This is a genomic window from Sodalinema sp. (genome assembly GCF_046483825.1).
Taxonomy (GTDB): domain Bacteria; phylum Cyanobacteriota; class Cyanobacteriia; order Cyanobacteriales; family Geitlerinemataceae; genus Sodalinema.
This window is the reverse complement of the sequence record NZ_JAWOCL010000076.1, coordinates 1-14,166: the sequence shown is the minus strand read 5'-3', so window position 1 is coordinate 14,166 and position 14,166 is coordinate 1. Positions and strand designations below refer to the sequence as shown.

Sequence of the window (14,166 nt, the reverse complement as noted above, 5' to 3'; positions counted from 1 at the left end):
GGGAGACTTGGGTGGCGCGATCGCCTCCGGGGTTCGGGGGGACGGTGTCGGGCGATCGGCTCACCATGACGGTAGGCAAGCTTGAGGGAGGGTTGGAACGGCGATTGGGGTCTTGAGCCTCTGGGGAGGCTTGGCGGTCAGGAACACCAGGGGCCGCCGTGGTTTCAGCCAAGAGGGCGGCTTGCACGTCTTGGGCGGTGAGATAGCGTTCTTTGGTGCGATCGCTCAGCATTTTGTTGAGAACTGCCGCCAGTTGGGGACTGACGGAACCGGCCTGTTGCCAAGTCCAGCGAGATTCGTCGTCGTTGTAGAGGTTGGCGGGTTTTTCCCCGGTGAGGAGGACAATGGCTGTCACGGCTAAGGCATACAGGTCACTGTGGGGATAGGCCCGCCCTTGGTGAAGCTGCTCAGGAGGGGCATAGCCGGGTTTACCGACGAGGGTGGCGTTGGGGATGGGGGGTTGGGGTTGGCTGGTGTCGGGTAATTGTGTATCCGAGGATTGCTCCTGGGTTTGAGCGGCTTGTAGTTGGCTGGCGATCTCTTTGACGACGCCAAAGTCGATGGGAACCGGTAAGCGATCGCTCTGACGCTGAATGATATTTTCAGGAGACAAGTCTCGATGGATAATGCCTTGATTGTGGATATAGTCTAAAACCGGCAAAATATCTCGCAGAAACTGAGTGACCTCGGCTTCACTGAAGGGACCGCGCGATCGCAATAGGCTTTCATACGTTTCTCCTGGAACATAATCCCGCACAATGAACAGCCGCTGGTTCTCCTCAAAAATGGCTTGAAATTGAGGGATTTGGGAATGTTGCAGTTGATAGAGTACTTCGGCTTCGCGCTCGAAGAGTTCTTTGGCTTTATCGAGGAGGGTGGTATCAAGAAGCGTTGGGGCAAACTCTTTGACAGCACAGGGCGCGTTAAAGCGACCCCGATCTTCTGCCAAGTAGGTGCGGCCAAACCCACCCTGTCCAAGCAGCCGAATGAGGGAATAGCGCTGTTGTAGCAGGGTATCAGCAGGCAGCGGGGGTTGCATGGTTGCAGGTGTTAGGCGACGACGTGGAGTTGTTCGAGTTGTTCGATGGTGACATCGGCTTGGCTGAGGTGACGATGGTCTTGAGAATGCCAACAAATACCGATGGTTCCGGCTGCCCCGGCCCGTTGAGCCATTTCGATGTCTAGGGGGGAGTCTCCTACCATAATAGCGTTCTGGGGGGATACGCCGAGGGCAGCGCAGGCTTGTTGGAAGAGGGCAGGATCGGGTTTACTCGGGCCGTCGTCGACTCCCATTTTGACGCCGATGAGGTGATCGAGTTGGCAACTCTGGACAAATTGGGCCACCCGTTCGCTGGTGTCGGCTGAGAGAATCCCCAGTTTGAAACCGGCGTTGGCCAGGTCGTGGAGGACTTCTAAGGAGCCAACAAATAGGGGGGAGGTGTCGTCGTCTTTGAGGAGGCGATCGCTGTCATTGAAGGCTTCTCGGGCAATCTGGAGCGATTCAGCCCAGCTACGGCCGGTTTCAGCGACATAGGCGGCGGCGGCGATTAGGTTCTCGTGGCGGCTACCGACGGCGAGGAGATAGGTGGGATCGAGGCGATCGCCTTCAATGCCAAAGGCCATCATCAGGGACTCGCCAACGCCGGGAATTTGGGCATCGAGTCGTCGGATTCGGGCGAGTCCTAATCGGCGTAAAAAGTCTTGGGTATCCAATAAGGTGCCATCTTTATCGAAAATGATAGCCTGGATGTTTTCAAAGGTGACGTTGTTACAGGTAAGGTTCATGGGGGGGATAGGGAACAGGGAACAGGGAATAGGGAATAGGGAATAGGGAATAGGGAATAGGGAATAGGGAACAGGGAATAGGGAACAGGGAACAGGGAATAGGGAACAGGGAACAGGGAACAGGCAATAGGCAAGCTAGCAATAGGGTCGGGTTGGTTCTGGTATTGTAGGGGCGAAAAATTTTTCGCCCCTACTTTCGCTATATGGAACGTTCAATTAGAACTTGCCTGAACGCACCTTGTGGGGGTTAGGGCAAGAAAAAAGAGGGACTGAGACCCTCTTTTGCAGTGTTATGAGGGAGTTAGGAGAGTCTCGGAGACTCTTCTACTCCGGGTATTGTTGAAACAACGGCTTGAAACAACGGCGTGAGTCTTACTCGGTGGCCGACACCATCTCGTCGTCCTCTTCCTCGACACCCACTGCATTTTGGGCTTCGAGTTCTTCGGGAGAGATACCTTGGGCTTTGGCTTCCATTTGTAGACGGAATTTCTCGGCCATTTCTTCGGCTTTCTCGTACACCAACTCAGGGTTTTTCACCATATCACCGGGTTCGGGTTCGAGTTGCTTGGTGGATAGAGAAATCCGGCCCCGTTCGGCATCGAGATCGATAATCATGACCTTGAGTTGGTCGTTGACATCGAAGACACTGCTGGGGGTGTCGATGTGATCGTGGGAGATTTCGGAAATGTGCAGCAAGCCGCTGACACCACCGATATCGATGAAGGCACCGTAGGGTTTGATGCCGCGCACGGTTCCGATGACGACTTCGCCGACTTCTAAGCCATTCATCTTATGCTCAACTAAGGCACGACGATGGCTGAGGACAAGACGGTTGCGTTCTTCATCGACTTCCAAGAATTTCAGGGGCAGATCTTCGCCCACTAAGTCTTCTTTGGGTTTACGAGTGCTGATGTGGGAACCGGGGATAAAGCCGCGCAATCCTTCAATGCGAACCAATGCCCCGCCTCGGTTTGTGGCGAAGACACCGGAGTGAACGGTGGCATCTTCTGCTTGAAGTTGGCGAACCCGCTCCCAAGCGCGCATATATTCAATGCGACGAATTGAAAGGGTTAGTTGTCCGTCTTCGTTTTCATCCATGAGGATGAAAAATTCCCGCGTCTCGTTGGCTTGCAAGACCTCGTCCGGAGATTCGACACGGTTGATTGACATTTCCTGTAACGGGATGTAGGCGGCGGTTTTGGCACCGATGTCAATCAGAGCGCCTTTTGGCTCTATACTAAATACCGTCCCTGCTACGGTATCGCCGGGATTGAAGTGATAATCGTACTTGTCGAGTAATGCGGCAAAATCTTCGTGTGTGAAACCGACATCTCTTTGCGTTGTATTCTGATTGACCATGCGTGTTTTCCTAGGACTGAGTCTCCATAACTGAGGTTTGCCTCCGGCTGATGGGTGTTACAGAATTGAACGGACAGGGCGATGATTGCAAGCAAGTCCTCCTTTGACGAAACACCGCATCACCTTCGTTTGAAGGCGAATTGACTAACAGCATAGCAAATTCTATCCCACTACTACGACTTTGTGGGTGGCTTTTTTTGGGGAATCTTAAAAATCGGGATAATGTCCGGTCTGATAGGGGGAATGGATGGGGGTAACGCCGATGGCGATCGCCCTTAGGAGGACCTCACGTAGAGATGGCGCAGTTGGGCGCGGTTTCAGGGGAGACATCCTGAGGCTCGTCGAGGGATTCGTCGAGGGGGTCGTCGGGACGACTTTCTCGCAGGCGATCGAGGGCTTCGACGAAGTCGCGAACGCCCTGAAATTGCTGATAGACGGAGGCGAAGCGCACATAGGCGACTTCGCTGAGGTCTTTGAGGGAATCGAGGACAATTTCTCCGATTTCGCTGGTGTGAATTTCCCGTTTGGTTCGCTGGTGTAGGCGTAGTTCGATGTCATCAACGATCGCCTCTAAGCGTTCGGGGGCGATGGCCGTTTTCTCACAGGCCCGGACGATGCCTCGTAGCAGTTTGGATCGATCAAACGATTCCCGTTTACCATCTCGTTTGATGGCAATCATGGGGACAAATTCGATGCGTTCATAGGTCGTAAAGCGGCGTTGACAGTTCAGACACTGTCGCCGACGACGGACGCTTTGCCCAGATTCGGTGGAACGAGATTCTAAAACGCGGCTTTCTGTATGCTCGCAGAAGGGACAACGCATAACAATTGGGGTAGAAACCCAATAACAATTGACAGGTATTAGCAGACATGATAACAGACGCACTACACGAATGTAGTACGTCTGGGCAAGATCTGACTCCTGTCGTAGCGGTTCCCACGACAGGAGTGGATAACCGATATCGAGCTGATATCAGAACAATAAGGGGTTATTTGCCGATTTTGGGGGTTTCGCGGAAGGCGATGGCAAAGAACAATAAAGCCAGGGTTGCCGCGAGGAGCAGAATGTAAATGACGCTTTCCATAATCTCTAAAAACTCAACGTGGGACAGTCTTAGTCTATCAAAGGAATCATGTTAAGGATTTGAGGAAGTGGCGATCGCCACCTCCCCAAAGGGTCCTGTTGGCCTCAGGCGCAGCTAAAGCGACCTGAGTTATGCCATTTCTTGCTCGACCCGAGTGGTTTTGTCTCCCACTTTCTGGAAGGCACCCCATTCCACTTGATCTTCGTCAAGTTCAGGGTCAATCCCAGCGAACACGTCGCGGAACAGAGTCCGAGACCCGTGCCAGATGTGACCGAAGAAGAACAGCAGGGCGAAGCAGACGTGACCGTAGGTGAACCAACCGCGAGGACTGGTACGGAAGACGCCGTCGGATTCGAGGGTTTCGCGATCGAACTCGAAGGGTTCGCCGAGTTGCGCTTTACGGGCATAGCGTTTGACGAGAGCGGGGTCGCTGACGGTGGTTCCGTCCAGTTGACCGCCATAGAAGCTGGCGGTGACACCCACTTGCTCAAAGCTATATTTCGATTCCGCGCGACGGAAGGGAATGTCGGCCCGGACAATTCCGTCTTTGTCGGTGAGGACAACGGGGAAGGTTTCAAAGAAGTTGGGCAGACGACGCACAAAGAGTTCGCGTCCTTCGCTATCGGTGAAGACCGGGTGACCGAGCCAGCCTTGGGCCAGTCCGTCGCCTTTGTTCATCGGACCGGTGCGGAACAAACCACCTTTGGAGGGGTTGTTACCCACATAGTCGTAGAAGGCCAGTTTTTCGGGAATTTGTTCCCAGGCTTCTGAGGGGCTGGCGCCGTTGGCCATGTTGGTTTGAACGCGACGCTGGATTTCCTGTTGGAAATAGCCCTGATCCCATTGATAGCGGGTGGGACCAAACAGTTCGATGGGAGTGGCTGCACTGCCGTACCACATGGTTCCGGCGACCACGAAGGCGGCAAAGAAGACAGCGGCAATACTGCTGCTGAGAACCGTCTCGATGTTCCCCATCCGTAGGGCGCGGTAGAGCCGTTCGGGGGGACGAACTGTTAAGTGGAAGAGTCCGGCGATAATACCGACAATCCCAGCGGCAATGTGGTGGGAGACAATTCCGCCGGCGTTAAAGGGGTTGAACCCTTCGGGTCCCCAGGCGGGGGCTACCGGTTGAATGCTGCCAGTTAAGCCGTAGGGGTCGGAGACCCACATTCCCGGTCCAAAGAGACCGGTCAGGTGGAAGGCGCCGAACCCGAAGCAGAGAAGCCCCGACAAGAACAGGTGAATCCCAAACATTTTGGGTAGGTCGAGGGCGGGTTCGCCGGTGCGAGGATCTCTGAAGAGTTCTAAGTCCCAGAAGACCCAGTGCCAACAGGCGGCGAGAAATAGTAATCCTGAAAGAACGATGTGAGCGAGGGCGACGCCTTCAAAGGACCAGAAGCCGGGATCGACTCCGGTTTCTCCGGTGACGCTCCAACCACTCCAAGACCCGGTAACGCCAAGGCGCGCCATGAAGGGCATGACGAACATTCCTTGCCGCCACATGGGGTTAAGAACGGCGTCGCTCGGGTCGTAGGTGGCGAGTTCAAATAGGGTCATTGAACCGGCCCAGCCTGCGACGAGGGCCGTGTGCATTAAATGCACGGCAATCAGCCGACCCGGATCGTTCAGGACGACTGTGTGTACACGGTACCAGGGTAGTCCCATTGACTACGCTCCTCCTTATATGACGTGATTTGAGTGATGGTCAACGCTTGTCTATCTTACGAATTGACCGGGCTGACCGCCGGGTTTGGGGTTACGGTTGGGCTGTTGTAAAACACAGCCGTGTTAACTCCCTTCAAGACGATCAGGTTCGGTGCTAGTGCAGTTGTTTTTAGGGCTGCATCAATTAAAGATTATTAAAGAAGTGTATCGATTCTGAGACGCGATCGCAAGGGTATTTTACGAATTGTTGGGGATAAATGGGTCTCGACAATGACACGTGAACGGCGATCGCTCTTTGGGGTAACGAATTGTTAATTTTTAGGTAAATCGAGTTGACAGGTGACTGATGATGTGCATAGTCGGGTCAGAACTTGTTCGGCATCCATGAGGCGTTTGAGCATCACATGAGAAATGCTGGTATCTTTCGTGTCTAGGGTCTGGGGGCGGACTTCAACCATCAACACGGCGGCTTCAACCCGATACAGCCAGAGTCGCTCACCTCGTTCAACTAAACAGAGGTCGAGACGTTCAATGTCAGGCGGTCGTCGCCAAGCATTGACATTCCAGAGTCCTTGGGTTCCCCAAACGCGAGCAACAGTCCAGCCTTCTGATAGAAAAAAGTATTTCACCGATCGTTAATGCAATTCGTCACAGTCCATAGGATGCCCCATACCTTACCGCTAATTGACCGCCAATTGTCGTTTACAGGGACACTTCGGGAATCTTTTGTCGGTTCGTGAGGGGGCGATCGCCGGCTGACAGTCCCGCAGACTCCAGTTTATGACAAAAACACGATCGCAGATCACAGGGGCCAGAACCCGCTTGACGGCGGGGAAACTCTTGTCCCTGTTGATAGGCGGCCCAATACTGCTGAAATTGCTGGGCGATTTGGGTCAAGTCTCGCCGCGTCGCTTCATGGTCACGAGAGGAATAGTCAAATTGCCAACATTGAGTCGCTTGAGTCGAGTCTGGCCCCGATTGGCGGTCCGATTCAGCGGCGGCCCCTTCGACAAACCAGTAAATCAGAGAAATCGATTCAGGAGGATACGAACTGGTTTCAGCTAAAACAAAGAGATAGAGGCGGGTTTGCCAGTTTTGTTTGAGCCACGTCGGCTGACGGGGACGGCGATAGGTTTTCCAGTCCAGGATTTGCGCCCGCTTCGGCGACAACAGCAGCAAGTCGTAACGCACCAGCCAGAGGATATTCTGCCAGAAGAAGCTGCGTTCATGTTCGGCGTCCCGTAGGGTAATCGAGTCACGATTGGGGTTGGGGGTGATGCAAGTTGGGGCGTACCGGTCAAAGTCTTCTATCCAGCCTCGCAGTTTGTCCCCTTCGGGTAACACCGACTCGATGGGGAGGCCGAGTTCCCGTTGTTGCATCAGTTGGTGAAAGCGGTTTCCTTCGGCGAGTCGTTGCTGTTGTTGAGGAGGCCGAGGCGCCTCCCGATGCTCGATGAGGCTAATTTGGAACCAGCGCGGGCAGTCTTGTAGGCGATTGAGATGGCTTTGGGAGAGGCGCAAAACTGGCTCAGGGTCAGGAGTTGAGGGGGGAGAGGCTTGGGGTTGAGAAAAGTTTTTTGCGCTCATGGCTTGCGTCAGAGAATAGATGTGTTATGATTAGATCTGCGAACGGGGCGTAGCGCAGCTTGGTAGCGCACCACTTTGGGGTAGTGGGGGTCGTGGGTTCAAATCCCGCCGCTCCGATTTCAGGATAATATCCTCCGAACAGCCTGTAAGTCTTCTTAGGAAGAGTTGCAGGCTGTTTGTTGTTCCGGTTGATGCTAAGACCTTGATTTTAGACAGTTGAGACGGGACAGGCAATAAGAATGTAACTTTTGGTTTATGGTTGTTTTCTTGAAAAACAACGTACTTTTTGTTGTGTCATTTTGCCAGAAATAGAAACAGCAAGTCCGGTTTGTACGGATTAACGGAAGCAAGTTAAGAACAATACCAATACTTTAAAATAGAGAGAGTTTTATTTCGTTGAGGGACGACTGGCCCTAACATCTGCAACAGATTGGGGTTAGCCTCCATTAACGTCACGACACATGACTTAACTTGAGATTGCCTTAAATGGGGCGATCGCCTTTCTTTTTGCGTTCTCATATCATGACTTTCGCTATGTCTCCCGATCCCGACGCCTATGCTGCCTTGCAGGAGGAAGTGGAACGACTGCGGCAAGCCCTTGACGATCGCGAGGCCCGGTTACGGCAACTCCAAGAAACATTGCCCGCCTGCTTCTATGAATTACATCGATCGCCCCAGGGGAACCTCTCCTGGCATCATGTCTCTAGGGGGAGTCGGGAGTTGTTGCACTTAGAACCCGAGAATTTCGGGAGTTGGGTCGATCGCATCCATCCCCAAGATCGCCCCCGCTGGCACCAGGCCATCGCCACTTCCGAAGCCACAGACACAGATTTAGCCTGGCAAGGACGAGTAACGTTGCCCCAGTCTCAGGACTTGGACTACGCCGTGATTCGGCTGCTGGCGCGACCGCAACCCCAAGCCGATGGGTCAACCCGTTGGCAGGGGTTAGCCATTGCTGTTGACGCGCCGACGGTCCATGCAACGCCCAATCAAACCCCGGCCTTTTTCGCCTCCTTATTAGAAATTCTACCGGTGGCGGTGTTGGTCAAAGCCGCTGAGGATTTTCGCTTTTGTGCCGTCAATAGTACGGGGGCGCAGTTGTTTGGGCGTAAGGTTGAGGACTTATTGGGTAAAAATGACTATGAGTTGTTTCCCAAAGATCAGGCCGATGAATTTCGTCGGGTCGATGAGCAGGTTCTGACTCATCATGAGGTGGTTGAAATTCCCCTTGAGTTGGTGCAAGTTGGCGATCGTAATCGCTTAATGCGTGTTCGTAAATTAGCGATTTGGGATGGCGATCGCCCGACTCATGTGGCGATCGTCTGTGAGGATATCACAGAACAAGAAACCACCAAAGCCCAACTGGCCCAACAAGAACGCACCTTGCGGGCCATCATGGACAATGCCCCGATTTGGATTTGGACCACCGATGTCTCGGGGCATATGAACTTTATTAACCGCACCTTCTGCGATGATGTGGGGGTGACACCGGGCCAGGTGTATGAAGCGGGTCACTATCAAGAGGTGTTTGGCGAAGAAGCCGTGCGCAATTGCGTCGAGTCCGATCGCATCAGCTTCGCTCAGGATGAGCCTTGTTTTGCCGATGAACAGTTCCCCTTTGTCGATGGCCAGATCCATCATCTCGAAACCATTAAGGTGCGTCTGAAAGACAGCCAGGGCAGGGTAACGGGCTTAGTGGGGTTAGCCCTCGATGCCACAGAACGCAAACAGGCTGAGGCAGAATTGGCCCAACAGCGATCGCTCCTTGATACCTTTATCGATACGGCCCCGGTGGGGATGGCGATTCTCGATGGTCAATTTCGCTATTTGCAGGTGAACGAGAATCTGGCCAAGATGACCGGATATCCCGTTGAGTACCATTTAGGCCGTTCCTTAGCCGAGATTGTGCCGGATTTGGCTCAGACGCTGCATCCGCGAGTGCAGAGGATGCTCGAAACCGGGGACCCGCTGCTGCATCAAACCTTTAGCGGGCAAACAGCCGCCCAGCCAGGAGTGGAGCGACATTGGCTATTTTCGGCCTTTCCCATCCGCGATCGCAACCAACAGGTGATTGCCTTTGGGGCGACAGTGTTAGATATTACCCAACGACAGCAGGCCCAAGACCAATTGCAGCGGCTGACTCGTAACCTTCAGGATGCCCAACGTATCGCCCATATTGGCAATTGGGAGATTGATGTGGCTACAGGGCAAACCACCTGTTCCGATGAGATTTTTAACATTATTGGTATTCCAGTGCGTCAGGAGCCTCTCACTCAAGAGGAGATGTTTGCCTATTTCCATCCTGACGATCGCCCTCGGGTTCGTCAAGGGATTCGCCATTGCATTGACACGGGAGACTCCTATGACATCGATGTGCGGATTATTCGGGCCAATGGCAAGTTGGGCTATGTGCGAGAGAAATGTGAGGCTCAGTATGATGACGTGGGTAACTTAGTCAGTATCTTTGGCATTGCCATGGATATTACCGAACGCAAGATGGCGGAGTTGACCTTACGGGAGAGTGAAGAACGCTTCCGAACCTTAGTTGAGGCGACAACTCAGATTGTCTGGAATGCCAACGCCAAGGGAGCGTTTACCTCCGAACAGCCCGATTGGAGTGAATTTAGTGGTCTGAGTTTCGAGGAGTTGCGAGATTGGGGCTGGATTAATAGTATCCATCCAAGCGATCGCAATGAAACCACCGCCGTTTGGTCCCATGCAGTGCAAACCCGTAGTCTCTATCAGATTGAACATCGCCTGCGACGGGCCGATGGGCAATATCGGGATATGAGTGTGCGGGCCGTGCCGATTGTAGATGAGGAGGGCAATCTACGGGAGTGGATTGGCGTCCATACCGACATTACCGACCGCAAAGATGCCGAACGAGCCTTGCAACAGTCTGAGGCCAAATTACGGCAGCAGGCCGAGAATTTGCAATCGACCCTCGATGAGTTGCAACGAACCCAAAATCAGTTAGTGCAAAGTGAGAAGATGTCAGCCCTGGGGCAGTTGGTGGCGGGGGTAGCCCATGAGATTAATAATCCGGTGAACTTTATTTATGGCAATCTCACCCATGCCGATGAGTATACTCAGGACTTGTTGCGGCTGATTGCCACCTATCAACACCAGCATCCAGAACCCGATGCGGTGGTGGAGGAGATGATTGAGGAGGTGGATTTAGAGTATCTCATCGATGACTTGCCCCGCTTGCTGACCTCGATGCGGGTGGGGGCGCAACGGATTCGTGATATCGTGCGATCGCTGCGGAACTTCTCTCGCCTCGACGAATCCGAATTCAAAGCCGTGAATCTTCATGACGGCATTGAAAGCACTCTGATGATTCTGCAAAACCGCCTCAAAGCGAAACCCGAGTCAGCGGGAATTGAGATTGTGCGGCGTTATGGCAACTTGCCCCTCGTCGAATGCTATGCCGGGCAAATCAATCAGGTCTTGATGAATATCCTGGCCAACGCCGTCGATGCCCTCGAAGAACGAGATGCCCGTCGCAGCCCTTCCGAACTCGATGCCGCCCCCAGTCGCATTACCATTACCACCGCCGTCACAGAGCAAAAATCGGTGCAAGTGGTCATCGCCGATAACGGCGTGGGGATTCCCCCAAACATCCAAAAACACATTTTTGACCCCTTCTTTACCACCAAACCCATCGGCAAAGGGACCGGGTTAGGGATGTCCATTAGCTATCAGATTATCACCGACAAGCATCAAGGGAGTTTAACCTGTCATTCCGAACCGGGTTTAGGAACCCGCTTCATGATTGAAATCCCCATTCGTCAAACCCGGTCTGCGGTCCCTGACTCTCGCTGATATTCAACATCTCGGGAATTGGTCTCTCCCCCGCCGCCATTCTTCCCTAGAGTGGCTATCCTGGAAGCTGTGGGTGCATTCGTGCCTCAAGGGGCCGATACCCAGAAAAACATTAATAGAATCATCAATACAGCGATTATGACAACCGTTTACGTCCATCCCACGACGGGCAATAATAGTAATCCGGGTGATGCGGAACAGCCGTTTCAGACCATTACCCATGCCCTGGGCCAAGCCACTGCCGGCACCTTGGTACAGTTGGCAGTGGGCCAATATACTGAGGAGACCTTTCCCCTGACCATTCCCTCTGGAGTCAAGTTGGTGGGCAATGAAAGCAACAAGGGCAAAGATATCCTGATTACTGGGGGAGGAACGGTCATCATCAGTGATGGGAATCAGTCCTTGACGATTCGCCTCGATGCCGATGCAGAAGTACGGGGAGTGACCGTCTCGAACCCCGAAAGTCTCGGTACGGGGATTTGGATTGAATCCGGTAGCCCCACGGTGGCCGATAGTACCCTCGTCAACTGTAAACGAGAGGGCATCCGCCTCATGGGAACGGCGAAACCCATTTTGGATAATAATGTCTTGACAGGAAACGCATCTTATGGTATATGGGCGTTGAAAAACGCCAAAGGGGAAATCCGCAACAATACCCTACGCAACAATGGAACCGGAATTGGGGTTGGTGAGAATGCGGCCCCCCTGATTGCCAATAATTTGATTCAGCAGAGTCGGTATGGGCTAGTCCTCAATGGGGACGCTCGTCCGGTGTTGCGGGGCAATATCATCGAGGATAATGATGATTATGGCGTGTCGGCGACAGCTTCAGCACTCCCGGATTTAGGCAAAGCCGAGGAACCGGGGGGCAATGTCTTCCGCAACAATGGCATCAAAGACTTACTGAACGCCACCAGTCAAACCTTCATCTCGGCGGGGAACCAACTCAACCCCGATAAAGTGGAGGGGTCCGTTGATTTTGTAGCCGTCGATGGCGGTGTTCCGACACCCACGCCAACGCCGACCCCCACACCCGACCCCACACCCACCCCGACACCCACACCCACACCCACACCCACACCCACACCCGACCCCACACCGACGCCCACACCCTCCCCCTCACCGCCAACAGAACTCACGGACATTAAGGGTCATTGGGCCGAACCCTTTATTCAGGCCCTATTTGACCGGCAATTGGTCAGTGGTATGGGGGATGGGACTTTTAAACCCAACGCCCCCATTACTCGGGCCGGGTTTGCGGCCTTGTTGGCCCAAGCCTTTGACAAACCCCTAACAGAGTCAGCGAAGACCTTTACAGACATTCCCAGTAACTTCTGGGGTCGCGATGCGATTACGAAAGTGACGCGGATGGGCTTTATTTCCGGGTTCCCCAACGACACCTTTCGTCCGGGGGAGAATGTGACCCGTCTGCACGTCTTGTTGGCCCTAAATGCGGGATTGGGATTGAGTGAAGGGAATCAGAATCATCTCAACTTCTATACCGATAAATCCCAGATTCCCGGTTGGGCGACAGCGGCGGTGGCCAAGGCCACGGATGCCAAGTTAGTGGTCAACTATCCCAGTTTGCGGTATCTGCGACCGATGTTGGATGCAACTCGGGCAGATGTCGCGGTGATGGTTTATCAGGCCTTAGTTCAGGAGGACAATTTCCCCGTGATTGAGTCGCCCTATCTGGTGGATGTGGAAGCAACGAATGTGCCGAAGTTCTCCGACATTGAGGGTCACTGGGCCAAGGACTTTATTATCGAGTTAGCCAGTAAGGGAGTCATCACGGGCCTACCCGATGGAACCTTCCGGCCCGACAAGAAAATGACGCGGGCCGAGTATGCAGCCTTGTTGGCCACAGCGTTCGACCCCCGGCCAGAACGGGCCACAGTCAAGTTTCAGGATGTCCCCAGTAGCCATTGGGCTAAAGCCGCCATTGACAAGACCTATGAAGGGGGATTCCTCTCTGGATTTTCCGAAACCACCTTTGGCCCCAATTTAAATGTGCAGCGACTCCAAGTGTTGTTGTCGTTGGTGAATGGGTTAGACCTCTCAGGTGGGTCAGCGGAGTTACTGAATCAGTACGACGACCGGGACCAAATTCCCACCTGGGCCGAACCAGCAGTAGCGACAGCGACCCAGAAGCAATTTGTGGTCAATCATCCTGATGTCAGGAAACTTCATCCAGACCAAGATGCAACGCGGGCCGATGTTGCAGCGATGGTCTATCAAGCCTTGAAGGATGCGAACAAGTGGAATTTGTCAGGGATTAATTCCGACTACATCGTGACAGCCTAAGTCCAGGCCAAGTTCCCCGTCCACCAAGACCGAGAAACCGAGTGTCTCCAAGACACCCGGTTTCTGGTAACTGAGAAACCGAGTGTCTCCAAGACACCCGGTTTCTGGTATTCGACCCGAACTTACCCAGATACAGTTAAATTCGCCCGTTAACGTCAGACACTCAGTGTTTTGCAAACACCGGGTGTCCAGTCAGTTGCGGGGTGAGACTGAGAAACCGAGTGTCTCCAAGACACCCGGTTTCTGGTATTCGACCCGAGTTTACCCAGATGCGGTTGGTTTGGCGGTTTGGGGTCAGACACTCGGTGTTTTTGCAAACACCGGGTGTCTCAGTCAGTTGCGGGGTGAGACCGAGAAACCGAGTGTCTCCAAGACACCCGGTTTCTGGTATTCGACCCGAATTTACCCAGATGCAGCTGGTTTGGCGGGTTGGGGTCAGACACTCGGTGTTTTTGGAAACACCGGGTGTCGAGTTAATTGTGGTTTCAGGCTCATTCAGAATTCAATTTTTATCAATATTTAACTCATGAAACTACCCAAATATAAGCTATACTAT

10 protein-coding genes and 1 tRNA gene are annotated in these 14,166 nt (G+C 53.4%); 3 read left to right on the top strand and 8 right to left on the bottom strand.

The annotated features are described in order from the left end of the window. From R6U67_RS05140 to R6U67_RS05105, 8 genes are all read right to left on the bottom strand, one after another. The coding region (locus R6U67_RS05140; RefSeq protein WP_410251553.1) for a protein kinase domain-containing protein at positions 1-1,039 on the bottom strand (1,039 nt) is incomplete at its 3' end. Between the two features lie 11 nt (positions 1,040-1,050). Continuing rightward, a complete protein-coding gene (locus R6U67_RS05135) occupies positions 1,051-1,785 on the bottom strand; it encodes an HAD family hydrolase (RefSeq protein ID WP_410251552.1) in 735 nt (244 codons plus the stop codon). Between the two features lie 372 nt (positions 1,786-2,157). Then, positions 2,158-3,144: a 30S ribosomal protein S1 gene (locus R6U67_RS05130; protein WP_410251551.1), complete on the bottom strand. Its 987-nt coding sequence runs from the start codon at positions 3,142-3,144 to the stop codon at positions 2,158-2,160. A 286-nt stretch (positions 3,145-3,430) separates the two neighbouring features. Next, positions 3,431-3,967, bottom strand: coding sequence for a transcriptional regulator NrdR (gene nrdR / locus R6U67_RS05125; protein WP_410251550.1), 537 nt, complete (start codon positions 3,965-3,967; stop codon positions 3,431-3,433). 166 nt (positions 3,968-4,133) lie between these two features. Then, positions 4,134-4,229 (bottom strand): photosystem II reaction center protein T, encoded by a 96-nt coding sequence (locus R6U67_RS05120; protein WP_068788327.1) that lies wholly within the window; start codon positions 4,227-4,229, stop codon positions 4,134-4,136. 129 nt (positions 4,230-4,358) lie between these two features. Then, entirely contained in the window at positions 4,359-5,894 is a 1,536-nt protein-coding gene (psbB, locus tag R6U67_RS05115) for a photosystem II chlorophyll-binding protein CP47 (RefSeq protein WP_410251549.1), read from the bottom strand. Between the two features lie 311 nt (positions 5,895-6,205). Next, the gene (locus R6U67_RS05110; protein ID WP_410251548.1) at positions 6,206-6,523 is read right to left on the bottom strand and encodes a hypothetical protein; all 318 of its coding nucleotides are present in this window, start codon (positions 6,521-6,523) and stop codon (positions 6,206-6,208) included. Positions 6,524-6,596: 73 nt separating this feature from the next. Further along, positions 6,597-7,481: a PD-(D/E)XK nuclease family protein gene (locus R6U67_RS05105; RefSeq protein ID WP_410251547.1), complete on the bottom strand. Its 885-nt coding sequence runs from the start codon at positions 7,479-7,481 to the stop codon at positions 6,597-6,599. 43 nt (positions 7,482-7,524) lie between these two features. On the opposite strand from R6U67_RS05105, the gene R6U67_RS05100 reads away from it, so the two are divergent. The 3 genes from R6U67_RS05100 to R6U67_RS05090 all read left to right on the top strand — a co-directional run bounded on the left by R6U67_RS05100 (position 7,525) and on the right by R6U67_RS05090 (position 13,610). Next, positions 7,525-7,598: transfer RNA gene (locus tag R6U67_RS05100), tRNA-Pro, on the top strand. A gap of 405 nt (positions 7,599-8,003) precedes the next feature. After that, on the top strand, positions 8,004-11,306 hold the full coding sequence (locus tag R6U67_RS05095; protein ID WP_410251546.1) for a PAS domain S-box protein: 3,303 nt from the start codon (positions 8,004-8,006) through the stop codon (positions 11,304-11,306). 138 nt (positions 11,307-11,444) lie between these two features. Continuing rightward, a complete protein-coding gene (locus R6U67_RS05090; protein WP_410251545.1) occupies positions 11,445-13,610 on the top strand; it encodes an S-layer homology domain-containing protein in 2,166 nt (721 codons plus the stop codon). The last annotated feature ends 556 nt before the right edge of the window (positions 13,611-14,166 follow it).